We start from the raw sequence: 24,277 nt of genomic DNA, 5'->3' as shown, positions 1-24,277 counted from the left end.
GACCCACCGCGCATTTTGCAGTGCAGCAAAAGGCGCGGCGGCTTTTGTGGTATCCGTTTTGGACCGATTCGATCCGGGGAGGACTCCATGCGTAGCACCTTGACCAAGCGCGCCGCCGCCGCGCTGCTGCTGGCCGTGCTGTGGCCGGCGGCGAACGCCGCCACCAAACAGGCCGCCACCGACCCAGGTGCGCGTGCGGTCGCCGCGGTGGACCCGTTCATCGGCACCGGCGGCGAAGGCCATACCTATCCCGGTGCCACGGTGCCGTTCGGCATGGTCCAGCTGAGCCCGGACACCCGCATCCAGCCGCGCAAGGAGGCCTACGGCTGGGCCGCCGGCTACCGCTACGACGACCGCAGCCTGTTCGGCTTCTCCCACACCCACTTCTCCGGCACCGGCCATTCCGACCTGGGCGACGTGCTGCTGATGCCGATCAGCGGCGCGGTGCGGCTGGAGCGCGGCGACCCGGACAAGCCCGGCAGCGGCTATAGCTCGCGCTTCCGCCACGACGACGAACGCGCCGAGCCCGGCTACTACGCGGTGACCCTGGACGACTACAAGGTGCGCGCCGAACTCACCGCCAGCGCCCGCGCCGGCGTGCACCGCTACACCTTCCCCAAGGGCCAGCCGGCGCACGTGCTGCTGGACCTGCGCACCAGCATGTACGACTACCCCGGCAAGATCAGCTGGTCGCGGCTACGCCTGCGCGCCGACGGCACCGTCACCGGCTTCCGCGAAACCCGCGGCTGGGCGCCGGGCCGGCAGCTGTACTTCGCCATGCGCTTCTCGCAACCGCTGCGCGGCCACGCCTTCCACAACACCGAGCAGGACGTTGCGTACAAGGGTTTCCCGCCGCCGGGCGACAACGACCCGGCGCAGCGCGCGCAGATCGAAGGCCGCCAGCTGGTGGGCAGCTTCGATTTCGGCGACGCCGGCCGCGAGCCGCTGCTGGTGAAGGTGTCGATCTCGCCGGTCAGCGAAGACAGCGCCATCGCCAATCTCGAGGCCGAGGTGCCGGGCTGGGACTTCGACGGCGTGCGCCAGGCCGCACGCGCGCAGTGGGCGCAGGCCCTGGGCGCGGTGGAAGTGGATGCGCCGCCGCAACAGCGGACCCAGTTCTACACCGCGCTGTACCATAGCCTGCTCGGCCCCACCCTGTTCATGGACAGCGACGGCCGCTACCGCGGGCCGGACAACGCCGTGCACCAGGCACAGGGCTACACCAACTACTCCACGTTCTCGCTGTGGGACACCTACCGCGCGCTGCATCCGCTGCTGACCCTGGTGCAGCCGCCGCAGCGCACCAACGACATCGTCAACTCGTTGCTCGCGCATCGCCAGCACAGCCCGTACGGGGTGCTGCCGGTGTGGTCGTTCCAGGGCCTGGAGACCTGGTGCATGATCGGCTACCACGCCGTGCCGGTGATCGCCGACGCCTACATGAAGGGCATCCGCGGCTACGACACCGACGCCGCGCTCGAGGCGATGGTCGCCAGCGCCGACTACGGCCCGTACGACGGCATCGCCCAATACCGCGAACTGGGCTACGTGCCGATCGACGAGGAAGGCGAGGCCGCGTCCAAGACCCTGGAATACGCGTTCGACGACTGGACCATCGCGCGCATGGCGCAGGCGATGGGCCGCACCGAGGTGGCCAGCGCATTCGAAAAGCGCGCCGGCAACTGGCGCCACGCCTTCGACGCCAAGACCGGCTTCATGCGCGCGCGCAAGCGCGACGGCAGTTTCCGCGAGCCGTTCGATCCCAGCGCCAGTGGCTACGGCAGCGACTACACCGAAGGCAATGCCTGGCAATACTCCTGGTACGTGCCGCAGGACGTGGCCGGCCTGGCCCGCGCGCATGGCGGCGAAGACAAGCTGCTGGCGCGGCTGGACCAGGTGTTCGAGGCCAAGGTCGATCCCAAGGTGTTCGAACACATGGAAGACATCACCGGCTTGATCGGCTGGTATGCGCATGGCAACGAGCCCAGCCACCACGTCGCGTATCTGTATGCGTACGCGGGGCAGCCCTGGCGCACCCAGGCGCGGCTGCAGCAGATCATGCGCAGCCAGTACGCGGCGCGTCCCGACGGCCTGGCCGGCAACGACGACTTGGGGCAGATGTCGGCGTGGTACGTGTTCACCGCGCTGGGCTTCTATCCGGTGGCGCCGGCCAGCAACCAGTACATCATCGGCCGCCCGTTCCTGCCGCACGCCACCCTGGCGCTGCCCAACGGCAAGCGTTTCAGCGTGGTGGCCGAGGGCCTGGACGACGCGCATCCCTACATCGGCAGCGTCACCCTCAACGGCCGTCCGCTGGACCGCGCCTTCCTGCGCCACGAGGAGATCATGGCCGGCGGTGAACTGCGCTTCACCCTGCAGGCCGAGCCGAACACCGCCTGGGCTGCGGGCGAGGGCGCGCAGCGCGCGTACTCGATGAGCGAAGGTGGGGAGGGCGCGCAGCCGAGCCAGTAAACGCGCCCTGCCAATGGTTCGTGCCGAGGGCGTGGGCTGCAGCGGACCCGTCGCGCAAGGGTTGGAGCAGAGGACCGATCCTTTGGCTCAGCCGGCGCGCGCCGGGCGGGCGGCGAGCTACTCCGCTTTCACTGCGACGTCCTTCGCCGCGCGATCGATGGTGTCGGCCACCACCTTCGGCTGGGTCATGAACACGGCGTGGCTGGCGGCGACGCGGGTGATGGTCGCGTCGATGCGTTCCGCCATGTGCACCAGCATGGCCTGGTCGAACGCCTTGTCCTCGGTGGCGATCACCGCCCAGCTGGGCTTGCTGCGCCATGCGGCGTGCGCGAGCGGGGTCTGGAAGGCCGTCATGTTGATCGGCACCTGCGCGTCGCGGAGGAAGGCCGCATCCGCATCGGTCGTGTCGTGGGCGAAGCCGGCCTTGAACGTCTTCGGGCTGATGAAGCCGTAGCCGTCGCGACCGGTCTCGATGACGAACTCGGGCGTGGGCGCGAAACCGGCGTACTGCTGCGCCGTGGTTTCGCCCGCGTCCGGCGCCAGGGCCGAGACGTAGACCAGGCCGGCCACGTTGGCATGGACGCCGGCCTCGGTGATCACCGTGCCGCCCCAGGAGTGGCCGACGAGGATGGCGGGACCGTCCTGGCGGTCGAGCACGCGACGCGTCGCCTGGACGTCGTCGGCCAGCGAGGTCAGCGGGTTCTGCACGATGGAGACGCGGTAGCCGCGCGCGGTCAGGTCGTCGTGCACCGCGCGCCAGCCGGTACCGTCGGCGAACGCGCCATGCACCAGGACGACGTTGTGCACGCCTCCGCGCAGCGGCGCGGACGCGTGATCGGCAGCGTGGGCCGAGGCAAGGCCGGCGACGGCGACGGCGGTGGCCAGCATGGAACGGACGACCTTGAACATGGGCGTTTCCTCTCGAGTGGGTGTGGGCCGTCCTGCGACGTCGCCCGTACGCGTCAGACGGTCGGCACGGTGCCGCCATCGATGATGTATTCGGCGCCTGAGATGGAGGCCGCGCGCGGCGAGACCAGGAAGGCGATCAGGTCGGCGACTTCGTCCGGCGTGGCGGGGCGCCCCAGCGGAATGCCGCCCAGTGAATCCATGACCAGTTGCCTGCCGCCGTCGCGATCCGTGCCTGCCTGGGCCGCGACGCGTTCGACCAGCGCGGCGGAGGCTTCCGTGTCGATCCAGCCCGGCGACACGCGTACGACGCGCACGCCCTTGGGCGTGACCTCCTTGGACAGCGCCTTGCTGTAGGTCGACAGCGCCGCCTTCGCCGCCGCGTACGCCATGGTCGCCTCCGGCAGCGGCAACAGGCGCTGGATCGAAGTGACATGGAGGATCACGCCGGCGCCCTGCGCCAGCATCGCCGGCAGCAACGCGCGGTCCAGCCGCACGGCCGACATCAGGTTCAGATCGAGCGCCCGCGTCCATTGCGTGTCGTCCAGTGCGGCGAAGCCGCCCGCCGGCGCGGACGAACCGCCCACCACGTTGACCAGGATGTCGATCCCGCCGAGATGCTGGAGCGCCGCATCGGCGGCCTGGCGGGCGCCGTCGGCCGTGGCGAGATCGGCAGCGAGATAGTGGACGCCGGCGACCGGTTGCGCCGGTGGCGAGAGCGCCGTCGCGACCACCTGGACATCGGCCTGGGTCAGCGCGCGGACCACGGCGGCGCCTGCGCCGCGGGTGCCGCCGGTGACCAGCGCGCGCCGGCCGGCGAGGCGCAGATCGAAGCTCATGGCGCGATCTCCAGCGAGGCGATCCTGCCGCGCTCGAGCGTGAAGACGTAGCGCAGGTCCACCGGGCTGCCGGGGAAGTCGCCGGCGACGTGTCCGGTCACGATGTAGCGCTCGCCGTCCCGCTGCAACGTGCGCGGTTCGGTGGTGTAGGTGTAGCGGGTGGAGGTGTCCGCTTTCCAGGCCTCGATCGCCGCTTGCCCCTGGTGGGTCTTGCTCTCGTCGCGCACGCTGCCGTTCGGGGTGAAGCAGCGGGCGACGGCTTGGCCGTCCTGGGTGTCCGCCTGGAAGTAGGCGGCGATCGGCTCGGGCAGGTTCAGTGCGTTCATCGGTTGTGCTCCCTCTGGGTCCATGGACGCAGAGTGGCGCGACCGCATCGATAAGAGAATCGCCTACTATCCGATCAGGCCATGTAGAAATGGATTCACAATGCGCGGGGCGGAGTTTGCGGAACTGAAGGCATTCGTGGCCGTGGTGGAACGCGGCAGTTTCGCCCGCGCGGCCGATCATCTGGGCTTGTCGCGGTCCGCCCTCTCGCAGGTCATCCGGCAACTGGAATCGCGGTTGGGCGTGCGCCTGTTGAACCGGACCACGCGTAGCGTCTCGCCGACGGAACCGGGACAACGCCTGCATGAACGGATCGCGCCGATGCTGCGCGAGATGGACGACGCCGTCGCGCAGGCGGTCGGCAGCAACGCGCGCGCTGCCGGCACCTTGCGGATCAACACGCTCAGCATGGCGGCGAAGAACGTGATCGCGCCGCGCCTGGGCCGCTTTGCGCGCGCGCATCCGCAGGTGGTGCTGGACATCGTGATCGACGACGGCCTGAGCGATATCGCCGGCGAGGGCTTCGACGCCGGCATCCGCGTGGGCGGACGCCTGCAGAAGGACATGGTGGCGGTCCGCCTCACCCCGGACGTCGCGCTGCTCGCGGTGGCCTCGCCCGACTACCTCGCGCGGCATGGCGAGCCGAAGACCCCGGCCGACCTGGCGCGTCACGCCTGCATCAACTGGCGCTTTCCCGGCAGCGGCAGGATCGCGGGCTGGGAGTTCAGGAAGAAGGGCAGGAGTACGGAGGTGGTCGGCGAAGGCCAGGTGATCGCCAATCACCAGGACATCGTCGTCCCCGCCGCCCTGCAGGGGCTGGGCATCACCTACGCCTACAACGACGACGGCATCGCCGAGGCCTTGCGGGACGGCCGGCTGAAACGCGTGCTGGCGGATTGGTCGCCGACGGTGCCCGGCTTGTACCTCTACTACTCCAGCCGCCGCTACATGCTCCCTGCATTGCGCGCGTTCATAGATTGCCTGCTCGATCGGGACCTGGGCCAGGCTGGAGCATGATCGAACGCGGATGGCGGTAGCGTCGGGTCAGCGGCTTCCGAATCAGCCATGAGTGCCGCGCTCGTCATCGGCCTCGTCCCTGGCAGCGCTTCCTGCCGCGTACCCACCGGCGCTGATCAGCGCCGGCCTGATCGTCCAGGGGCCTGGACGACGCGCACATCGCTACGTCGGCCGCGTCAGTCGCGCCGTCCGCAATGCACGCGCCCCACAGCCCGACGGCAGTGACGCCGCGGTGCGCAATCCCGTGGCGAGCGCGTGAACGTGCGATGACGTTAAGACATGTTCGCCGTTGCAGGCGCGCCTCGCTTTCCTTCGCACACGTCCGGACAGCGGTGTTCTGGCGCCGATGCCGCTCCGTGCCGGTGGCGCATGCATCGGGCGCCGCGTATGCGTCTGCTTAATGCCATGAACACATTTCATTGGCATCGCCTGTGGTCTTGTGGCGCCGTCGCATCGCATCGAGCGGCATCGGCGCCCGGCACCGAATCCGATTTGCGGATGCGGCACATCGTGCAGATGCATTCCGTCTCCGTCCTGTGCGACGGCCGATCCGGCTGCCGATGGCAAGCGCCGCTGTCTGGATCGTGCACTCCCCATCACGCGAACGGGATCTCCGAATGCATGTCTGCCTGCTGTCCCCCTTGACCCACCACGATGCGGCCGCGCTGGAGGCGGCCATGGCGGCCGCACAGGCCAATGGCTGCGACCACGTGGTGCTGCCCAACCCGTTCGCGCAGGACCCGCAAGGCCGGCTGGCCGATCCGGCCGCCGACGACGCTGCCGGCGACGCGCGGCTGCAGCAGTGGCTGGCGCTGGCGCAGAAGCACGGCTTGAAGCTGCTGGTCGACCTGCGCATCGACGAGATCGGCGGCGGCAGCCGCCTGCTGCAGGAGCATCCGCACTGGTTCCGCGCGCGCACCTCGGCGCTGCCCGATCCGCGCGCCCAGCGCGGCACGCCGGAGATCGCCCAGGGCCGCTTCGCCTATGCCGAAGAAGGCGCGGGCCTGGCGCAGTGGTGGAGCGTGCGCCTGCGCGATTGGCTGCGCGGCGGCCTGGCCGGGTTCCGGGTGCTGCAGCCGCAGCGCGTGCCGGCCACGCTGTGGCGCAGCCTGATCGAGGACGTGCACGCGCAGCTGCCGGCGACGACGTTCCTGGCCTGGACCCCGGGCCTGGGCCTGGAGGCCCTGCGTGGGTTGCACGGCGCAGGCTTCGATGCGGCGTTCTCGTCGCTGGCCTGGTGGGACGGACGCGGCAGCTGGTTCTTCGACGAGGACGTGGCACTGCGCAGCCTGGCGCGCCGGGTCGTCGCTACCATCGATCCCGATGCGCCGTCCGACGCGCCGCCGCCGCTGCAGCGCGCGCAACGCGCCAAGCTGGCCGCCGCGTTTGGCGATGCCTGGGCGATCGCCGCGCCGACTGAACTCCCGGTGCCGGCCGACGCCGACGATGCCGCCGATGCCACCCCGGTGGCGCCGACCGAGGCCATGGCCGATCTGCATCTGCGCCCGCTGCTGCGCGATGGCGCGCTGACCGCCGTGGCGGTGGAACCGCGCGGCGCCGCGCCGTGGCTGGTGCTGCTCAACAGCGACCGCGACCACCTGCTGCCGGTGCCCGGCTCGGCGCTGCTGCGCCTGCTCGGCGACAGCGAGGCGCTGCTCAGCGACCAGGGCGAGCCGATCCAGGGCGACCAGGGGGGCACCCTGGAAGCGGGCGAAGTGCGGGTCTACCGCAGCGTGCCGGCGCGCCCGGTGCTGGCCGCCGCGCGCGCCCGCACGCCAGCCGATGTCGCCGCCGGCGCGGCGCGTGTGTGTATCGAGGCGGTGACGCCCTCGGTGGACGACGGCCGCTTTCCGATCAAGCGCACCGTCGGCGACCGCATCTGCGTGGAGGCCGACGCGTTCTGCGACGGCCACGACCGCATCGCGGTGGCGCTGCTGTGGCGCGCCGCCGATGCGCGCACCTGGTCCAGCGCGCCGATGCGCGCGCTGGGCAACGACCGCTGGCGCGGCGAGTTTCCGCTGGAGCGGCTGGGCCGCTACGAGTTCCGCATCGAGGCCTGGCGCGACGTGTTCGCCACCACCCACGCCGACCTGGAAAAGAAGCGCGCCGCCGGCACGCTGCTGCCGGTGGACGTGCAGGAAGCGCTGGCCCAGGTCGAGGCGGCGCGCGCGCGCAGCCGTGGCGCGCTGGCGGCACGGCTGAAGGCAATCGTTGCGCGCATCACCCGCAGCGACGATCCGGCCGCACGCGCGGAGATCCTGCTGGAGCCCGGCACCGCCGAGGCGATGGCGCGCGCCGACGACAAGCCGTTCCGCACCGAATACCCGATGACCTTCCGCGTCGAGGCCGAGCGCCGCGGCGCGCACTTCTCCAGCTGGTACGAACTGTTCCCGCGTTCGCAGAGCGGCGACCTGGCGCGCCACGGAACTTTCGACGACGTGATCGCGCGCCTGCCGCATATCCGCGCGATGGGCTTCGACGTGCTGTACATGCCGCCGATCCACCCGATCGGCGAGAAGAACCGCAAGGGCCGCAACAACGCGGTCACCGCGCAACCTGGCGAGCCCGGCAGTCCGTACGCGATCGGCTCGGCCGAAGGCGGGCACACCGCGGTCCACGCCGAACTGGGCGGGCTGGAAGGCTTCCGCCGGCTGCGCGCTGCCGCCGCCTCGCAAGGCCTGGAACTGGCGCTGGATTTCGCGATCCAGTGCGCGCCGGACCACCCGTGGCTGCGCGAGCATCCGGACTGGTTCACCTGGCGCGCCGACGGCTCGATCCCGTACGCGGAGAATCCGCCGAAGAAGTACCAGGACATCGTCAACGTCGATTTCTACGCCAGCGGCGCGGTGCCGGAGCTGTGGAACGCGCTGCGCGACGCGGTGCTGTTCTGGGTCAACGAAGGCGTCAACCTGTTCCGCGTCGACAACCCGCACACCAAGCCGTTCCCATTCTGGGAATGGCTGATCGCCGAAGTGCGCGGCCGCCACCCGCAGGTGGTGTTCCTGTCCGAAGCCTTCACCCGGCCCAAGCCGATGTATCGGCTGGCCAAGGTCGGTTTCTCGCAGTCGTACACCTACTTCACCTGGCGCCAGCACAAGGCCGAGCTGCAGGCCTACATCGAAGAGCTCAACGCCGGCATTCCGCGCGAATGCTTCCGCCCGCATTTCTTCGTCAACACGCCGGACATCAACCCGGTGTTCCTGCAGCGAAGCGGCCGCGGCGGCCACCTGATCCGCGCCGCGCTGGCGACCACGCTGTCGGGCCTGTGGGGCATGTACCAGGGCTTCGAACTTTGCGAGGCCACGCCGCTGGCGCCGGGCAAGGAGGAATACCTGGATTCGGAGAAGTACCAACTGCGCGTGTGGCCCGAGCGTGCGCCCGGCGACATCGTCGACGAGATCACCCGCCTGAACCTGCTGCGGCGCCAGCACCCGGAACTGCAGTCGCACCTGGGCACGCGTTTCTACGTGGCGCACAACGACCAGGTGCTGTACTTCGGCAAGTTCCTCGACGAAGCGCATCTGGCGCGCAGCCGCAGCCTGGTGCTGGTGGCGATCAGCCTGGACCCGCACGCGGCGCAGGAGGCGCAGATCGAAGTGCCGCTGTGGGAACTGGGCCTGCCCGACCACGCCAGCGTCGCCATGCAGGACCTGTGGGACGGCCACGCCTTCGCCTGGCACGGCAAGCAGCAAACCATTCGCCTCGATCCGTCGCGGCCGTTTTCCCTATGGCGTATCCGCGCCGGAGCCACTTCATGAATGCTGCAGTTCCCTTGTCCGCCGATAGCGAGGCGAGCCCGCTCGCGCACGATGCACTCTGGTACAAGGACGCGATCATCTACCAGGTGCACGTGAAGTCGTTCTTCGATTCCAACGACGACGGCATCGGCGATTTCCCCGGCCTGATCTCCAAGCTCGACTACATCGCCGATCTCGGCGTGGACACCATCTGGCTGCTGCCGTTCTATCCCAGCCCGCGCCGCGACGACGGCTACGACATCGCCGAATACATGGCCGTGCACCCGGACTACGGCAGCATCGCCGACTTCGAACGGCTGGTGGCGCAGGCGCATGCGCGCGGCATCCGCATCGTCACCGAGCTGGTGATCAACCACACCTCCGATCAGCATCCGTGGTTCCAGCGCGCGCGCAACGCGCCGGCCGGCTCGCCGGAGCGCGACTTCTACGTGTGGTCCGACAGCGACCAGGACTATGCCGGCACCCGCATCATCTTCTGCGACACCGAAAACTCCAACTGGACCTGGGATCCGGTCGCCGGGCAATACTTCTGGCACCGCTTCTACTCGCACCAACCGGACCTGAACTTCGACAACCCGGCGGTGCTGGAAGCGGTGCTGGAAGTGATGCGCTTCTGGCTCGACCTGGGCGTGGACGGGCTGCGCCTGGACGCGGTGCCGTACCTGATCGAGCGCGACGGCACCTCCAACGAGAACCTGCCCGAGACCCACGCCATCCTGCGCCGCATCCGCGCCACGCTGGATGCCGAATACCCCGACCGCATGCTGCTGGCCGAGGCCAACATGTGGCCGGAAGACACCCAGCAATACTTCGGCGAGAACGCCGACGAATGCCACATGGCGTTCCACTTCCCGCTGATGCCGCGCATGTACATGGCCATCGCGCGCGAGGACCGCTTCCCGATCACCGACATCATGCGCCAGACCCCGGAAATCCCGGAGACCTGCCAGTGGGCGATCTTCCTGCGCAACCACGACGAGCTGACCCTGGAAATGGTCACCGATTCGGAGCGCGACTACCTGTGGCAGACCTACGCCGCCGACCGTCGCGCGCGCATCAACCTGGGGATTCGCCGGCGCCTGGCGCCACTGCTGGAGCGCGACCGCCGCCGCATCGAACTGATGACCTCGCTGCTGCTGACCATGCCCGGCACCCCGGTGCTGTACTACGGCGACGAGATCGGCATGGGCGACAACATCCACCTCGGCGACCGCGACGGCGTGCGCACGCCGATGCAGTGGTCGATCGACCGCAACGGCGGCTTCTCGCGCGCCGACCCGGCCGCGTTGGTGCTGCCGCCGATCATGGATCCGTTGTACGGCTTCCAGGCGGTCAACGTCGAAGCGCAGCAGCGCGACCAGCATTCGCTGCTGACCTGGACCCGGCGCATCCTGTCGGTGCGCAAGCGCTACCGCGCTTTCGGCCGCGGCCAGCTGCGCTTCCTGTACCCGGGCAACCGCCGCCTGCTCGCCTACCTGCGCTGCCACGAGGACGAGACCGTGCTGTGCGTGGCCAACCTGTCGCACACGCTGCAGGCGGTGGAACTGGACCTGTCCGAATTCGAAGGCCGCGTGCCGGTGGACATCATCGGCGGCGGCAGCTTCCCGCCGATCGGACGGCTGACCTACCTGCTCACCGTGCCGGCGTTCGGCTTCTATGCGTTCCAGTTGGTCGGCAACGCCACGCTGCCGGACTGGCACGTGCCCGCGCCGATGCCACTGCCCGACTACCAGACCCTGGTGCTGCGCGGCGCGGTCGACGCCAATGCGCTGCTGCCGCACCTGGGCACGCTCGAACGCGACGTCCTGCCGACCTGGCTGTCCACGCGGCGCTGGTTCGCGGCCAAGGACCGCGCGCTGCGCGGCGTGCGCATCGCGCGGCGCACGCCGCTGCCCGGTCCCGACGGGCTGACCCTGCTGGAGATCGAGGCGGAGCTGGAGCACGGCGAACACGAGCGCTACATCCTGCCGCTGGGCATCGTCTGGGACCGCGAACAGCCAAGCGTGCTGGCCGAGCAATTGGCGCTGGCGCGGGTGCGCCACGGTCGCGAAGTCGGTTATCTCACCGACGGCTTCGCGCTGAAGTCGCTGACCCGCACCATGCTCGGCGCCTTGCGCGAGCGCACCGTGCTGTCGATCGACGGCGAGAGCCATGCCGGCGCCGATGCCGCGCCCGAGCAGATCCGCTTCTGCGCCACGCAGGCGCTGGCCGCCGTCGCGATTGCGGACGATGCCGAGATCCGCTGGCTGTCGGCCGAGCAGAGCAACAGCTCGCTGATCGTCGGCGACAAGGCGGTGTTCAAGCTGCTGCGCCGCGTCTCCGCCGGCATCAATCCGGAGATCGAGATTGGCGAGCGCCTGACCAGCATCGGTTATGCCAACGCCGCCCCGCTGCTCGGCCACGTCACCCGCGTTGACGTGCAGGGCGGGGAGACCACGCTGGCGCTGCTGCAGGGCTTCGTGCGCAACCAGGGCGATGCCTGGCGCTGGACCCTGGATCACCTGGCGCGCGGCGCCGAAGAGTACGCCGCCGCGCAGGACGATGCCGCGCGGCACGAAAGCGTGGCCGGCTACGACGCCTTCGCCGAGGTGGTCGGCCGGCGCCTGGCGGAATTGCACGACGTGCTGGCCCAGCCCACCGACGCCGCTGCGTTCGCGCCGCAGGCGGTGGACGTCGCCGCGGCGCAGCGGGTGGTTGCGGGCGTGGCGCACGAGGTGCAGGCGATGTGGGACACGCTGGTCGCGCATCGCGACGTCAGCGACGACGGCGAGCGCGCCGCCGTGGACGCGCTGCTGGCGGAACGGCCGCGCCTGGACGCGTGGCTGCAACAGGCCCCGGCCTTGCTCGACGGTGCGTTGCTGACCCGCGTGCACGGCGATTTCCACCTCGGCCAGATCCTGGTCGCGTTCGACGACGTGGTGCTGATCGACTTCGAAGGCGAGCCAGCCAAGTCGCTGGACGAACGCCGCGCCAAGGCCAGCCCGCTGCACGACGTGGCCGGCTTCCTGCGCTCGCTGGATTACGCCAGCGAAGTCTCCGCCCGCGGCGAAGAAGGCACCGCCGCGCGCGCCGGCGTCGGCCTGGACAGCGCGCTGGATGCGTTCCTGTCGGCATTCCGCAGCCGCGCCAGCGCCACCTTCCTGTCCGCCTACCGCAAGGTGCTCGACGCCAGCCCGCACCCGTGGGTGGCACCGGCCGCCTTCGAGGCCACCACCTTGTTGTTCCTGATCGAGAAAGCCAGCTATGAAATTCGCTACGAGGCTGCTAACCGCCCGGCCTGGATCATGGTGCCGATACAGGGACTGTTGCGCATACTCGAACGCTTTCCTGCGCCTGAGGAGGCGATTCGATGAGTGATGTCGGCCACACCTGGGACGAAGCAACGCTGCGTGCGTTCGCCAACGCCCGCCACGGCGATCCGTTCGCCGTGCTCGGTGCGCACCGCATCGGCGACGCGCGCGTGCTGCGCAGCCACCTGCCCGGCGCCGAAGCGGTGACCGCGGTGCTCGAAGACGGCCGCGAGGTGCCGCTGCAGGAAGGCCCCAGCCCCGGCTTCTTCGCCGCCACGCTGCCCGACGACGGCCGCTATCGGCTGCGCATCCGCTGGCCCGGCGGCGAACAGGAGACCGAGGACGCCTACGCGTTCGGCCCGCAGCTGAGCGATTTCGACCTGCACCTGATTTCCGAAGGCCATCACCTGCACCTGGCCGACGCGCTGGGCGCCAACGTGGTCGAGGTCGACGGCGTGCGCGGCACCCGCTTCGCGGTGTGGGCGCCCAACGCCACCCGCGTGGCGGTGATCGGCGATTTCAACAGCTGGGACGCGCGCCGCCACCCGATGCGCCTGCGTCACCAGGCCGGCGTATGGGAGCTGTTCGTGCCTGGCGTCGAGGCCGGCGCGCACTACAAGTACGCCTTGCGCGGCCCGCGCGGCGAAGACCTGCCGGCCAAGGCCGACCCGGTCGCGCGCCGCGCCGAACTGGCGCCGGGCACCGCCTCGATCGTGCCCGATCCCACCCCGTTCCAGTGGCGCGACGACGCCTGGATGGCCTCGCGCGCGCGCCGCCACGGCCCGAACGCACCGCTGAGCGTGTACGAGATCCACGCCGGCTCGTGGATGCACGCCGATGACGGCAGCATGCTCGACTGGGACGCGCTGGCCGAGCGCCTGATTCCCTACGTCGCCGACATGGGCTTCACCCACATCGAACTGATGCCGGTCACCGAGCATCCGTTCGGCGGCTCCTGGGGTTACCAGCCGCTGGGCCTGTTCGCGCCCACCGCGCGTTTCGGCTCGCCCGACGGCTTCGCCCGCTTCGTCGACCGTTGCCACCGCGAGGACATCGGCGTCATCGTCGACTGGGTGCCGGCACATTTCCCCACCGACGCCCACGGCCTGGCCCATTTCGACGGCACCTCGCTGTACGAACACGCCGACCCGCGCGAAGGCTTCCACCGCGACTGGAACACGCTGATCTACAACCACGGGCGCCGCGAAGTCTCCGGCTTCCTGATCGCCAGCGCACTGGAATTCCTGCAGCGCTACCACGTCGACGGCCTGCGCGTGGACGCGGTCGCCTCGATGCTGTATCGCGACTACAGCCGCAATGCCGGCGAATGGGTGCCCAACATCCACGGCGGCCGCGAGAACTACGAGACCATCGCCTTCCTGCGCCGGCTCAACCAGGTCGTCGCCGAACACGCGCCGGGCGCCATCACCATCGCCGAGGAATCCACCGCCTGGCCCGGCGTCACCGCCGACCTGGCGCATGGCGGGCTGGGTTTCAACTACAAGTGGAACATGGGCTGGATGCACGACAGCCTGCACTACATCGAACTGGACCCGATCTACCGCCGCTACCACCACGGCGAACTGACCTTCAGCATGGTCTACGCGTATTCCGAGCGCTTCATGCTGCCGATCTCGCACGACGAAGTGGTGCACGGCAAGCGCTCGCTGCTCGGGCGCATGCCCGGCGACGACTGGCAGCGCTTCGCCAACCTGCGCGCTTACTTGGGCTACATGTACACCCACCCAGGGCGCAAACTGCTGTTCATGGGCTGCGAAATCGCCCAGCCCACCGAGTGGAACCACGACGCCGCGCTGCCCTGGCACCTGCTCGACGATCCGCGCCACCGCGGCATCCAGCGCCTGGTCCGCGACCTCAACCGCCTGTACGCCGAACACCCCGCGCTGCACGCGCGCGACGACACCCCAGACGGCTTCGCCTGGGTCATCGGCGACGACGCCGGCAACAGCCTGTTCGCCTACCTGCGCACCGCCCAGGGCAGCGACACCCCGCTGCTGGTGCTGGCCAACCTCACCCCGCTGGTGCACCACGGCTACCGCATCGGGGTTCCCCGAGGCGGCCGCTGGCGCGAACTGCTGAACTCCGACGCCGAGATCTACGGCGGCAGCAACACCGGCAACGGCGGCAGCGTGCGCACCGAAAACATCGGCGCCCATGGGCATCCGGCCTCGCTGTCGCTGACCATCCCGCCGTTGGGGGTGTTGGTGTTGGGGTTGGAAGACTGAGGATGGATTGAGGGCGGGGAAGGGGAGCCAGGTCCGGACGACAAGTGACGGCGCGGCGCCGTCCGACCCTTCGTCGCCGTCCCATCAGCAAAGGCGTCGCCCGCCGCGTCTACCGCGGCGGGCAGACAGCGCGCCACCGCGGACGTTAAACTCACGCCCGCCTCGGCGCCTTCCTCTGCATGCACGCCAGAGGCGCCAAGCCGGCGGCCGACGCATCGCCCGCCCGCTCCGGACGCTTCCGGGCCTATAGCTCAACGGTTAGAGCAGAGGACTCATAATCCTTTGGTTCCAGGTTCGAATCCTGGTGGGCCCACCAATAAGCCGTGGCGCGCGCAACGCCATCCAGGGTGCTCGCGTCATGCGGAGGGGCCACTGGCGCAATGCGCTTGCTGTGCAGCGGCAGCCGGCAGCGTGATCGCATGAACGGCTACGCGTCGCTGCCGGCATGCGTTGCCCGTGCCGCGCCGCCGCTGCCGGGCGAACGGCGGCTCAAGCGGCTCGGGCTTGATCTAGATCAACGCATCGCCTGAGCCGGCAGCCTATAAAGATTCTCAGCAAGAGTCCGGCAGCGTCGGGCATGCGGATCCCCGCAACATGGCGAGGATCCGCCATCCGGACGCCGGCTCTTCCGAACTCCATTCCCAAGGAATCGCTCATGGGCATCGCGCTCGCTCCAGAACAATTGCTGTCTTCCCTCGAGAAGGTGATGGTGATCTCCACCACCGACCTGCAGGGCACCATCACCTATGCCAACGACCTGTTTTGCCAGCTGACCGGCTTCGCGCGCGAAGAGTTGATCGGGCAGCCGCACAGCATCGTGCGTCACCCGGACGTGCCCAAGGCGGTCTACAAGGACATGTGGGACACGATCAAGGCCGGCAAGGTCTGGACCGGCATCGTGCCGAATCTGGGCAAGGGCGGCGTGCTCTACGTGGTCGATACCACCGTGCAGCCGTTGTACGACGAGCAGGGAAATATCAACGCTTACATCAGCATCCGCCGCGTGGTCAACGATCTGATGACGAACTTCGAGGCGGTGGAAGCGGCGAAGGAATACTTCGACGACTACTACGCCGGCAAGTGATCGCTGCGCCCCCCATCGCGCGCGTGCTGGTCGGCTACGGCTCCGAATCGGGCAATGCGCGCGCACTCGCGCAACGCCTGGGCACGCAAGCGTTCCTGCAGCCGCACGGTCCCGTGGTGTTGGCGCTGGACGAGATCGATCTCGCCAGCCTGGGGCCGCACGATGCCCTGCTGATCGTCTGCAGTTCGTTCGGCGACGGTGAGCCGCCGGGCAACGCCGAACGCTTCCTGGACGCGCTCAGGCAGACACGGACGTTGCCGGACCTGCGCTATGCGGTCTTCGGCCTGGGCGACACCGCCTATCCGCGCTTTTGCGGCTTCAGCAAGACGCTCGACGCGCTGCTCGCCGAGCGGCTGGCGACCGCCCTGGTCAACAGGGTCGATGCCGATGCCAACTACGCTGCCTTCTTCGAGCGCTGGCTGCCCGTGCTCGAGCGGGTGTTGCATGGCGACCTGCAGGCAGGCCGCGACCTGCACCTTCAGGTCAAGGCCTATGGCGAGGCCAACGCGTTCGCGGCCACGGTGATGGAGCGACGCAGGCTCAGCGCCAGCGATCCGGCGGCCTGGCATGTGCGCCTGGATATCGCCGGCAGCGGCATCGTCTACCGGGCCGGTGACACGTTGCATGTGGTGCCGGAGAACGACGAGGACCTGCTCGGACGTCTGGCGTCCTGGTACGGGCAACCCGAGGCAGTACCGACTCTGCGCGGCAAGGAGTTGCGCCAGATCGGCAAGCCGCTGTTGCGCGAGCTGGCGCGGCTGGGCGGGAGCGAGATCCTCAAGGGCCTGACCAAGATCAGCCAGCGCGCCGCGCTGGAAGCGTATCTGTACGGGGCGGACCTGCTCGACGTGCTCGAGGATCACTGCACGCCCGACACGGTTCCGCTGGCGAGCCTGGCCGACCTGTTGCCTGGATGCCTGCCGCGCGCCTATTCGATCGCGTCGCGGGCAGATCCGGACAGCCTGGACCTGTGCGTGCGCGAAGTGCGCTATACGCGCGGCGGCCGTGTTCGCAGTGGCGTCTGCACCGGCTGGCTGTTGAGCGATCGCGCCGAACGGGTACGTATCTTCAGCCGGGCCAATCCGGGCTTCCACCTGCCGCCCGATCCGGGTTGCCCGCTGATCCTGATCGGCACCGGGACCGGCGTCGCGCCGCTGATGGGTTTGATGCGCGAAGCCGCCGCCAGCGACGGGCGCCGCGAGATCTGCCTGATCTTCGGCGAGAAGCGCCGCGAGCAGGATTTCCTCTATCGCGACGAACTCGAGGCGCTGCGCGACGGCAAGGTGCTGGACCGTCTGATCACCGCCTTCTCGCGCGACACCGACGCGAAGTACTACGTGCAGGACGCCATGGCCGAACACGGCGACTATCTCGCCGGGCTGCTGCGGCGCGACGCGCACATCTATCTGTGCGGAAACAAGCGACACCTTGAGGGCGTGGTGGAGCAGGCCGTAGGTGGGCTGATAGATGCGGACGCATCGCAGCAGGCTCCCTGGCATGCGCTGTCAGGGCAAGGGCGGCTGCACCGCGAGCTGTATTAGTCTTCGCACGCGGCCGGCAGGGCGGCCGCCGCATGGCGCGGCGTCAGCCGAAGCGGACCGGCACGCCCTGGCGGTCGAATGCGGCGAAACGGTCGATGCGGCCTTCGTTGATCGCATTGACCATGAAGCGCAGCGGCTGCATGGCCTCGTCGGCCGAGGGCGTCACGCCTGCGCGTCCAGCCAGGCCGCCGACGAACAGCAGATCCCACGCGATGCCGGTCCGTTCCGATTCGGCGAGCAATGCCTGGAACGACGCGATCTCCGCAGGCAGTTTGTCCACGCACAGCACGGGTGCAAGAGTGCCGCCCTGCCCCGATCGGTGTTGCTGCCGCTGCACCTCGGTCGCCGAGGCAGGCAGGTCGGTGCGAACGAAGACCAACAACAGGCGTTGCGGCTCCTGCTGAGCGCCGGCGGCCCGCAACAGGTCGGAAAAACTGGTCAGCATGGTGTGCTCGTGGGTGATGGCGGTCGCCTACAGCATGCACGCGGCAACCACAGGGTTTCTTGATCAAGATCATGGTGCACGCCGGTCGCATGCCCAAAGCTATGCGCAGTGGGAACAGGGGCGGAAGGCGGAGGGATCTCGTCGCCGCGCGGCCAGCCAGTGAATCAGACGAGCGAGCACAGATGATGGGCAGCCTCACCGACGGCTACGGGCGCAGCTTTCCCTATCTGCGCCTGTCGCTGACCGAAGCCTGCAACTACCGCTGCAGCTACTGCCTGCCGGACGGCTACCGCGCCGACGGCGCATCCCGCTTTCTCGGGATCGCGGAAATCCGGCGGCTGGTAGGCGGTTTTGCCGCGCTGGGAATGCACAAGATCCGCCTGACCGGCGGCGAACCCAGCCTGCGCAAGGACCTGCCGGCGGTGATCGCTGCGGTGTCGGCGGTGCGCGGTGTCCGCAAGATCGCCTTGACCACGAATGGTTGCCTGCTGCCGCGGCACGTGCGCACATGGCGCGAGGCCGGGCTGACCGCGCTCAACGTCAGCATGGACAGCCTGGATGCTGGACGCTTCCACGCCATCACCGGCCACGATCGCTTTGCCGAGGTCTACGAAGGCATCGAACAGGCGCTGACGCTGGGATTGGAGTCGGTCAAGGTCAACGCGGTGCTGCTGCGCGGCTGCAACGACGATGAGCTGCCGTGTTGGCTGGATTATCTGCGCGAGCGCGCGCTGAGCGTGCGCTTCATCGAACTGATGCGCACCGGCGACAATCTGGCGTATTTCGAGCGTCACCATCTGCGTGCGGAGGAGCTCGAGCTGCGCTTGCAGGCGGCGGGGTGGCGCCTGCGCGTGCGCGCCGCCGACGCCGGGCCGGCGCGGGAGTACGCGCATCCCCAGTTCCGCGGCACCATCGGCGTGATCGCACCGTACTCGAGGGATTTCTGCACCGGTTGCAACCGCTTGCGGGTCACTGCGCGCGGCGATCTGCGGCTGTGCCTGTTCGGCGACTTCGGCATCGCGCTGCGGCCGTTGCTGCAGTCCGATGCGGACCACGATGCGCTGGTGATGCGTATCGCCACGCAGTTGGGGCTCAAGGCGGCCGGACACGGCCTGCACCAGGGACATACGGGCCTGACCCCGCACCTGGCATCGATCGGAGGTTGAAACCATGAACGGCGATTCCGCAGCGGCCTTCCACATGGCCGACATCCGCGACAAGCGTCCGACCGCGCGCCGTGCGGTGGCGGTCGGCGAGCTGATGGCCGGGCCACTGGCGTACCCGATGATCGTCGCACGGCGCCTGCCCAAGGGCGACGCACTGGCGTTGGCGGAAGTCGCCGGCCTGCAGGGCGCCAAGTCGGCTTCGACGCTGATGCCGCTGTGCCATCCGTTGCCGCTGGAGCTGGTACGCACGTTGTGCGTGCCGGTACCGGAGCGGTATGCGATCCGCGTGTACTGCGAGTGCGCCAGCCAGGCGCGTACCGGCGTGGAAATGGAGGCGCTGGCCGGCGTCAGCGCGGCGTTGCTGACGCTGTACGACCTGAGCAAGCCGGTCGAACCGGCGCTGACCTTTGGCGGCGTCCGCCTGTTGTTCAAGGAGGGCGGCAAGCGCGGACTGTGGCGGCATCCGGATGGCATGAGCGAGTCCGAGCAGGCGCGCTTCCGGCCGCGCGCGCCGCTGGCGCTGGACGGCGTGCCGTGCGCAGTGCTCACGCTCAGCGACCGTGCCGCCGGCGGCCTCTATGCGGATGCGTCCGGCCCGGTACTGGTGGATGGGCTGCGGCATCTGGGCGCGCAGGTGTCCGCGAGCGAGGTGCTGCCCGACGGCATCGAGCCGCTGGCCACGCGCCTGCGCGCATTGGCGGACGCGGGCGTGCGGCTGTGCCTTTGCACCGGCGGTACCGGGCTGGGTCCGCGCGATCTGACCCCGGAGGCCTTCGCATGCGTCGCCGACCGCCGTGTCGAGGCGCTGGCGCAGATGCTGCGCACGCTCGGCGCGCAACATACGCCGCTGGCCTGGCTCAGCCGTGCCGAGGTCGTGCAGGTAGGCCGGATGCTGGCGTTCGCGTTGCCCGGAAGCCCGCGCGCGGCGGCGCAATGCATGGACATCCTTGCGCCGGTGCTCGGCCACGCGCTGCGCATGCTCGATGGAGGGCGGCATCCATGATCGGCTATGCGCAGGCGCTGTCGATGGTGCGCGAGGCGGTTCCGTTGCTGGGGATGGAGGCCGTGCCGGCGATTGCGGCCGAAGACCGGGTGCTGGCCGAGCCGCTGGTCAGCGCCGCTGCGCTGCCGCCGTTCGACAACTCGGCGATGGACGGGTTCGGCGTGCATGCCAGTAGCGCGGGACTGGCTGCCGGTGTGGAACTCGCCGTGCGCGGCTGGCAGGCGGCCGGCGATACGCAATGCCGCGCCGGCGATGGCGCCTGGGAAATGATGACCGGCGCGCCCGTGCCTGCCGGGCTGGATGCGGTGATTCCGGTGGAGCAGGTGGAGGTGCTTGCACGGGCCGAGGGCCGGCCGCTGGCGATCCGCCTGCTGGCCGCGGTGCAGCCGGGCCAGCACGTGCGCCGCAGTGGCGAGGACGTCTGCGTGGGCGAACCGGTGCTGCCCGCCGGCGAGCGCCTGGGTGCGCCGCAGACCACCATGCTGGCAGCGCTGGGCGTGGCGCAGGTGCTGGTGCGGCGGCGTCCACGGGTGGCGGTGATCGCCACCGGGCGCGAACTGGTGGGCGATCCGGCACAGCCGTTGGCCTCGGGCCAGATCCGCGACAGCAACCGTCCATTCCTGGCCGCGCAACTGCGCGCGGCGGGTGCCGAGGTGGTCTGGCAGGGCATCGTCGGCGACGAACCTGCGCAGTTCCATGCCGCCCTCGACGCTGCGCTGGCAGCGGGCGCCGATGCGGTACTCAGCAGCGGCGCGGTGTCGCAGGGACGCTACGACTTCGTGCCCGAGGCGCTGCGCCAGCGCGGCGCGCGGATCGGGTTCCACAAGGTGGCGATCCGCCCAGGGAAGCCACTGCTGTTCGCCACCCTGGCGGAGGGGCCGCTGTACTTCGGCCTTCCCGGCAATCCAGTGTCCAGCGCGGTAGGCCTGCGCTTCTTCGTCGAACCGGCGCTGCGCGCGATGCTTGGCCTGGCTGCGGAAAAGCCGCTGTGGTTGCCGGCGGGCATGCCGATCGCCAAGCCGGCAGCGCTGCGCTTCCATGGCAGCGGCGTGGTGGCGTGCGATCGCAGCGGGCAATTGCGCGCTGCGATCCTGCCGCAGCAGCACTCGTTCCGGCTGCGGCCGCTGCTGGCGGCCAATGCGTGGCTGGTGGTGCCGGAAGGCGTGGCCGACGTGGCCGCGGACGAACCGGTGCAAGTGTATGGCCTGGGCCATTGGCAGCCCGTGCAACTATCCTGGGAGAAACAGTCATGAAGATTTCGGTGCGCCTGTTCGGCGCGCTTTCCGATTACGCCGCCGGCCAGCCGCTGGAATTCGAACTTGCGGCCGGGCAATGCATGGCCGATCTGCGCGCGGTGCTGCAAGAGCGCCTGGAGGCCACGGTTCCGGGCTTCCGCCCGGCGCTGCTGCGCTGTTCGGCGTTCGCCGACAGCCGGCAGATCCTGCACGAGCGCGATCCGCTGCCAGCCGATGGCGAAGTGGCGGTGCTGCCGCCGGTGAGCGGAGGTTGAGCGGGATGAACGCACATGCAGGCATCCTTCATGCGCAGGTCGTCGATCGCGCGCTGGCGGCGCTGGATCCGGCCGCAGCGATCGATTTCGTATCCGACCCCGGCTTCGGCGGGCTGGCCGTCTTCATCGGCCGCGTGCGCGACTTCAATCATGGCCGCGTCGTGACCGGCATCAGCTACGACATGTTCGATGCGCTGGCGCTCAATGGCTTCGAGCGCATCATGCAGCAGGCGCTGGCCGACATCGGGCCAAAGCTGAAACTGTACGTGGCGCACGCCAGGGGGCGGCTGGCCATCGGCGAACTGGCGGTGGTGGTGGCGGCCGGCTCGCCGCATCGCGACGAAGCGTTCCGCGCGTGCCGGCGGGTGATCGAGGCGGTCAAGCACACCAGCCCGATCTGGAAGCGGGAACACTACCAGGACGGCAGCAGCGAGTGGAGCGAAGGCTGCACCTTGTGCGAATCGGCGCTGGTTCCCGCCTCAACGGCGGACACCGAGCGCGAGTCCGTGCATGCGCATCGCCACGACCGGGATGTCGCCGCGGACGGCATGGCGTTGACCGATGTCTGACGGCGCCATGTGCTGCGGCGCGCGATGCAGTGAGCGTCGATTGTGGGGCCATCCCTTCGCAACCGCTGAGCCGATGCGCCCGGCTGCGCTATCACTGACGTGGAGAAGCGATCCATGAAGCTGCAACACCAGGCACAGACCTTGCGGTTCCGGGTGGACGAGGCGGAGCTGGCCGTGCTGCTGGGGGGCGGAGAAGTGGCGAACCGGTTGTGCATCCCCGGCGGGCCTTCGTTGTGCCAGACGCTGGTATTGGCCGAACTGGAAACGGCGGCGATGGGTGGCACGCCGACCCACTGGCGGGTGGCGCTGCCACGCGCGGCGGTGGAGGCCTACTGCGGGCGATTGCCGTGCCGCGACGGGCTCCAGTTCCAGGCGGCGGCGCAGCAAAACGGCCAAAGCGCGCTGCGGATGGTGTTCGAAGTGGATGTGCGCGACAGCGCGCGGACGCGGACCGGCACCGCACGCGGACGCAATGCCGAAGCGCAGGCCGTGACCGGCATCCAGATCGACTTTTCCGGCGACGGCGCCGTTTGACATTTGTCATGGATATCCGATTGGAGGCGGCGGGATTGATTTCGATCAACGGCCTGGTGCCGCGGTGATGGCTCAATGGCCGTGGGGCGATGGGAGCTGTATCTCCGCATCTGCCGCAAGTCCAATTCATCAGGTGACGGCCATGACTGTTCAAGCAGATGTCGCAACTCACAATCCCGGCGGCGGCCGCGGCCGCATCATCCAGGACTGGCGTCCCGAGGACCCGGCCTATTGGGCAAGCACCGGCCGGCGCATCGCCACGCGCAACCTGGCGATCTCCGTCCCTTCGCTGCTGCTGGCGTTCTCGATCTGGATGCTGTTCTCGGTGGTGAGCGTGAACCTGCCGCGCGCGGGCTTCGCCTTCGACACCAACCAGCTGTTCCTGCTGGTGGCGCTGCCGAGCCTGTCGGGGGCGACGCTGCGGATCTTCTATTCGTTCGTGATTCCGTTGTTCGGCGGGCGCCGCTGGACAGCGCTGTCCACCGCCCTGTTGCTGATCCCAGCGCTGTGGCTGGGCTTCGCGGTGCAGAATCCGAACACGCCGTACTGGGTGTTCGTGGCCATCGCCATCTGCTGCGGCCTGGGTGGCGCGAACTTCTCGTCCTCGATGTCCAACATCTCGTTCTTCTATCCGAAGGCGCGACAGGGCTTCGCGCTGGGCATGAACGCCGGGCTGGGCAACCTGGGCGTGTCGGTGACGCAGTTCGTGGTGCCGCAGGTGATTGCCTTCGGCATCTTCGGCGCGTTGTCTGGCGCGCCGCAACAGGTCAAGGACGGCACGGCACTGTTCCTGCAGAACGCCGGCTTCCTGTGGGTGCCGCTGTTGCTGGCCTGCGTCGTCGCGGCGTGGTTCGGCATGAACGACATCGCCAGCGTGCGCTCGTCCTTCGCTCAGCAGGCGCTGATCTTCCGGCGCAAGCACAACTGGCTGATGTGCTGGCTGTACGTCGGCACCTTCGGTTCGTTCATCGGCTTCTCGGCCGGGTTCCCGATGCTGATGAAGACCCAGTTCCCCGAGGTCAACGCGCTGGCCTATGCGTTCCTCGGCCCGCTGGTCGGCGCACTGACGCGTCCGCTGGGCGGCATGCTGGCCGACCGCCTGGGCGGGGCGCGGATCACCTTCTGGGTGTTCGCGCTGATGGCTGCGGCGGTGTTCGCGGTACTGCACTTCCTGCCCGGCGCGCACGGCGCAGGCAACTTCTTCGGTTTCCTGGCCTCGTTCCTGGCGCTGTTCGTGCTCACCGGCATCGGCAACGGCAGCACGTTCCGGATGATCCCGGTGATCTTCCGCACGCTGCACGAGCGCTGGTCGTCGCGCGCCGATGCGCAGGGCAAGGCCGCGGCGACACGGCAGGCGGGCATCGAATCGGCCGCGGTGGTCGGGTTCTCCGGCGCGATCGGCGCCTATGGCGGATTCTTCATTCCCAAGAGCTATGGCTCGTCGATCGCCCTGACCGGCGGTCCGGAGGCGGCGCTGTACGTGTTCGTCGCCTTCTATTGCACCTGCCTGGCGGTGACTTGGTGGTGGTACTACCGGCGCGGTGCCGAGGTTCCGTGCTGATCCGGCCGCCTG

General features: G+C 69.2%; 18 protein-coding genes and 1 tRNA gene. 15 read left to right on the top strand and 4 right to left on the bottom strand.

Features of this window, described 5'->3' with window-relative positions; all coding sequences use genetic code 11:
* Positions 1-87 precede the first annotated feature (87 nt).
* Positions 88-2,472 (top strand): GH92 family glycosyl hydrolase, encoded by a 2,385-nt coding sequence (locus VDQ83_RS00640; protein ID WP_455433490.1) that lies wholly within the window; start codon positions 88-90, stop codon positions 2,470-2,472.
* Positions 2,473-2,589: 117 nt separating this feature from the next.
* Here VDQ83_RS00640 and VDQ83_RS00635 read toward each other — a convergent pair whose 3' ends face one another.
* Genes VDQ83_RS00635 through VDQ83_RS00625 form a run of 3 tightly spaced genes read right to left on the bottom strand, consistent with a single transcriptional unit; the run spans position 2,590 to position 4,543 of the window.
* Positions 2,590-3,381, bottom strand: coding sequence for an alpha/beta fold hydrolase (locus tag VDQ83_RS00635; RefSeq protein ID WP_455433489.1), 792 nt, complete (start codon positions 3,379-3,381; stop codon positions 2,590-2,592).
* Positions 3,382-3,434: 53 nt separating this feature from the next.
* Positions 3,435-4,217 (bottom strand): SDR family oxidoreductase, encoded by a 783-nt coding sequence (locus VDQ83_RS00630; protein WP_455433488.1) that lies wholly within the window; start codon positions 4,215-4,217, stop codon positions 3,435-3,437.
* Entirely contained in the window at positions 4,214-4,543 is a 330-nt protein-coding gene (locus VDQ83_RS00625) for a nuclear transport factor 2 family protein (protein WP_455433487.1), read from the bottom strand. The genes VDQ83_RS00630 and VDQ83_RS00625 overlap by 4 nt, the downstream gene beginning before the upstream one ends.
* A 100-nt stretch (positions 4,544-4,643) precedes the next feature.
* Here VDQ83_RS00625 and VDQ83_RS00620 point away from each other — a divergent pair, with 100 nt between their 5' ends.
* The 7 genes from VDQ83_RS00620 (at position 4,644) to VDQ83_RS00590 (ending at position 17,477) form a co-directional block, all read left to right on the top strand.
* The gene (locus tag VDQ83_RS00620; RefSeq protein ID WP_455433486.1) at positions 4,644-5,558 is read left to right on the top strand and encodes a LysR family transcriptional regulator; all 915 of its coding nucleotides are present in this window, start codon (positions 4,644-4,646) and stop codon (positions 5,556-5,558) included.
* A gap of 617 nt (positions 5,559-6,175) precedes the next feature.
* The gene (locus VDQ83_RS00615; protein ID WP_455433485.1) at positions 6,176-9,316 is read left to right on the top strand and encodes an alpha-1,4-glucan--maltose-1-phosphate maltosyltransferase; all 3,141 of its coding nucleotides are present in this window, start codon (positions 6,176-6,178) and stop codon (positions 9,314-9,316) included.
* Positions 9,313-12,669, top strand: coding sequence for a maltose alpha-D-glucosyltransferase (gene treS, locus VDQ83_RS00610; protein ID WP_263395931.1), 3,357 nt, complete (start codon positions 9,313-9,315; stop codon positions 12,667-12,669). Before VDQ83_RS00615 ends, treS begins: the two co-directional genes overlap by 4 nt.
* Positions 12,666-14,852 carry a 1,4-alpha-glucan branching protein GlgB gene (glgB, locus tag VDQ83_RS00605; protein ID WP_455433484.1) on the top strand — a complete coding sequence of 729 codons (2,187 nt, stop codon included), beginning with the start codon at positions 12,666-12,668 and terminating at the stop codon, positions 14,850-14,852. Before treS ends, glgB begins: the two co-directional genes overlap by 4 nt.
* Before the next feature lie 240 nt (positions 14,853-15,092).
* A tRNA-Ile gene (locus VDQ83_RS00600) sits at positions 15,093-15,168 on the top strand.
* A 339-nt stretch (positions 15,169-15,507) separates the two neighbouring features.
* Entirely contained in the window at positions 15,508-15,936 is a 429-nt protein-coding gene (locus VDQ83_RS00595) for a PAS domain-containing protein (protein ID WP_179567650.1), read from the top strand.
* Positions 15,933-17,477 carry a diflavin oxidoreductase gene (locus tag VDQ83_RS00590; RefSeq protein ID WP_455433483.1) on the top strand — a complete coding sequence of 515 codons (1,545 nt, stop codon included), beginning with the start codon at positions 15,933-15,935 and terminating at the stop codon, positions 17,475-17,477. Before VDQ83_RS00595 ends, VDQ83_RS00590 begins: the two co-directional genes overlap by 4 nt.
* Before the next feature lie 43 nt (positions 17,478-17,520).
* On the opposite strand, the gene VDQ83_RS00585 is transcribed toward VDQ83_RS00590, so the two are convergent.
* On the bottom strand, positions 17,521-17,922 hold the full coding sequence (locus VDQ83_RS00585; protein ID WP_179567646.1) for a ribonucleotide reductase subunit alpha: 402 nt from the start codon (positions 17,920-17,922) through the stop codon (positions 17,521-17,523).
* A 185-nt stretch (positions 17,923-18,107) separates the two neighbouring features.
* Here VDQ83_RS00585 and moaA point away from each other — a divergent pair, with 185 nt between their 5' ends.
* From moaA to VDQ83_RS00550, 7 genes are all read left to right on the top strand, one after another.
* Entirely contained in the window at positions 18,108-19,088 is a 981-nt protein-coding gene (gene moaA / locus VDQ83_RS00580; protein WP_179568085.1) for a GTP 3',8-cyclase MoaA, read from the top strand.
* Between the two features lie 4 nt (positions 19,089-19,092).
* Positions 19,093-20,091 (top strand): bifunctional molybdenum cofactor biosynthesis protein MoaC/MoaB, encoded by a 999-nt coding sequence (gene moaCB, locus VDQ83_RS00575; RefSeq protein WP_263395928.1) that lies wholly within the window; start codon positions 19,093-19,095, stop codon positions 20,089-20,091.
* Positions 20,088-21,344, top strand: a complete 1,257-nt coding sequence (locus VDQ83_RS00570; protein ID WP_263395927.1) for a molybdopterin molybdotransferase MoeA — start codon at positions 20,088-20,090, stop codon at positions 21,342-21,344. Before moaCB ends, VDQ83_RS00570 begins: the two co-directional genes overlap by 4 nt.
* Positions 21,341-21,601, top strand: coding sequence for a MoaD/ThiS family protein (locus tag VDQ83_RS00565; RefSeq protein ID WP_218848162.1), 261 nt, complete (start codon positions 21,341-21,343; stop codon positions 21,599-21,601). Before VDQ83_RS00570 ends, VDQ83_RS00565 begins: the two co-directional genes overlap by 4 nt.
* 5 nt (positions 21,602-21,606) lie before the next feature.
* The gene (locus tag VDQ83_RS00560; RefSeq protein WP_179567640.1) at positions 21,607-22,170 is read left to right on the top strand and encodes a molybdenum cofactor biosynthesis protein MoaE; all 564 of its coding nucleotides are present in this window, start codon (positions 21,607-21,609) and stop codon (positions 22,168-22,170) included.
* Between the two features lie 114 nt (positions 22,171-22,284).
* Positions 22,285-22,704: a hypothetical protein gene (locus tag VDQ83_RS00555; protein ID WP_455433482.1), complete on the top strand. Its 420-nt coding sequence runs from the start codon at positions 22,285-22,287 to the stop codon at positions 22,702-22,704.
* Positions 22,705-22,846: 142 nt separating this feature from the next.
* Complete coding sequence (locus tag VDQ83_RS00550) at positions 22,847-24,265, top strand: NarK family nitrate/nitrite MFS transporter (RefSeq protein ID WP_263395925.1); 1,419 nt, start codon at positions 22,847-22,849, stop codon at positions 24,263-24,265.
* Positions 24,266-24,277: the final 12 nt, after the last annotated feature.

This window comes from Xanthomonas sp. WHRI 7945 (assembly GCF_035026585.1).
Note: the sequence above shows the minus strand (reverse complement) of the source record. Positions and strands in the feature narration are given on the sequence as shown.

Coding starts and splice junctions, on each gene's coding strand:
- VDQ83_RS00640 (WP_455433490.1), top strand. CDS start 88: ATGCGTAGCACCTTGACCAAGCGCGCCGCCGCCGCGCTGCTGCTGGCC.
- VDQ83_RS00635 (WP_455433489.1), bottom strand. CDS start 3,381: ATGTTCAAGGTCGTCCGTTCCATGCTGGCCACCGCCGTCGCCGTCGCC.
- VDQ83_RS00630 (WP_455433488.1), bottom strand. CDS start 4,217: ATGAGCTTCGATCTGCGCCTCGCCGGCCGGCGCGCGCTGGTCACCGGC.
- VDQ83_RS00625 (WP_455433487.1), bottom strand. CDS start 4,543: ATGAACGCACTGAACCTGCCCGAGCCGATCGCCGCCTACTTCCAGGCG.
- VDQ83_RS00620 (WP_455433486.1), top strand. CDS start 4,644: ATGCGCGGGGCGGAGTTTGCGGAACTGAAGGCATTCGTGGCCGTGGTG.
- VDQ83_RS00615 (WP_455433485.1), top strand. CDS start 6,176: ATGCATGTCTGCCTGCTGTCCCCCTTGACCCACCACGATGCGGCCGCG.
- treS (WP_263395931.1), top strand. CDS start 9,313: ATGAATGCTGCAGTTCCCTTGTCCGCCGATAGCGAGGCGAGCCCGCTC.
- glgB (WP_455433484.1), top strand. CDS start 12,666: ATGAGTGATGTCGGCCACACCTGGGACGAAGCAACGCTGCGTGCGTTC.
- VDQ83_RS00595 (WP_179567650.1), top strand. CDS start 15,508: ATGGGCATCGCGCTCGCTCCAGAACAATTGCTGTCTTCCCTCGAGAAG.
- VDQ83_RS00585 (WP_179567646.1), bottom strand. CDS start 17,922: ATGCTGACCAGTTTTTCCGACCTGTTGCGGGCCGCCGGCGCTCAGCAG.
- moaA (WP_179568085.1), top strand. CDS start 18,108: ATGGGCAGCCTCACCGACGGCTACGGGCGCAGCTTTCCCTATCTGCGC.
- moaCB (WP_263395928.1), top strand. CDS start 19,093: ATGAACGGCGATTCCGCAGCGGCCTTCCACATGGCCGACATCCGCGAC.
- VDQ83_RS00570 (WP_263395927.1), top strand. CDS start 20,088: ATGATCGGCTATGCGCAGGCGCTGTCGATGGTGCGCGAGGCGGTTCCG.
- VDQ83_RS00565 (WP_218848162.1), top strand. CDS start 21,341: ATGAAGATTTCGGTGCGCCTGTTCGGCGCGCTTTCCGATTACGCCGCC.
- VDQ83_RS00560 (WP_179567640.1), top strand. CDS start 21,607: ATGAACGCACATGCAGGCATCCTTCATGCGCAGGTCGTCGATCGCGCG.
- VDQ83_RS00555 (WP_455433482.1), top strand. CDS start 22,285: ATGAAGCTGCAACACCAGGCACAGACCTTGCGGTTCCGGGTGGACGAG.
- VDQ83_RS00550 (WP_263395925.1), top strand. CDS start 22,847: ATGACTGTTCAAGCAGATGTCGCAACTCACAATCCCGGCGGCGGCCGC.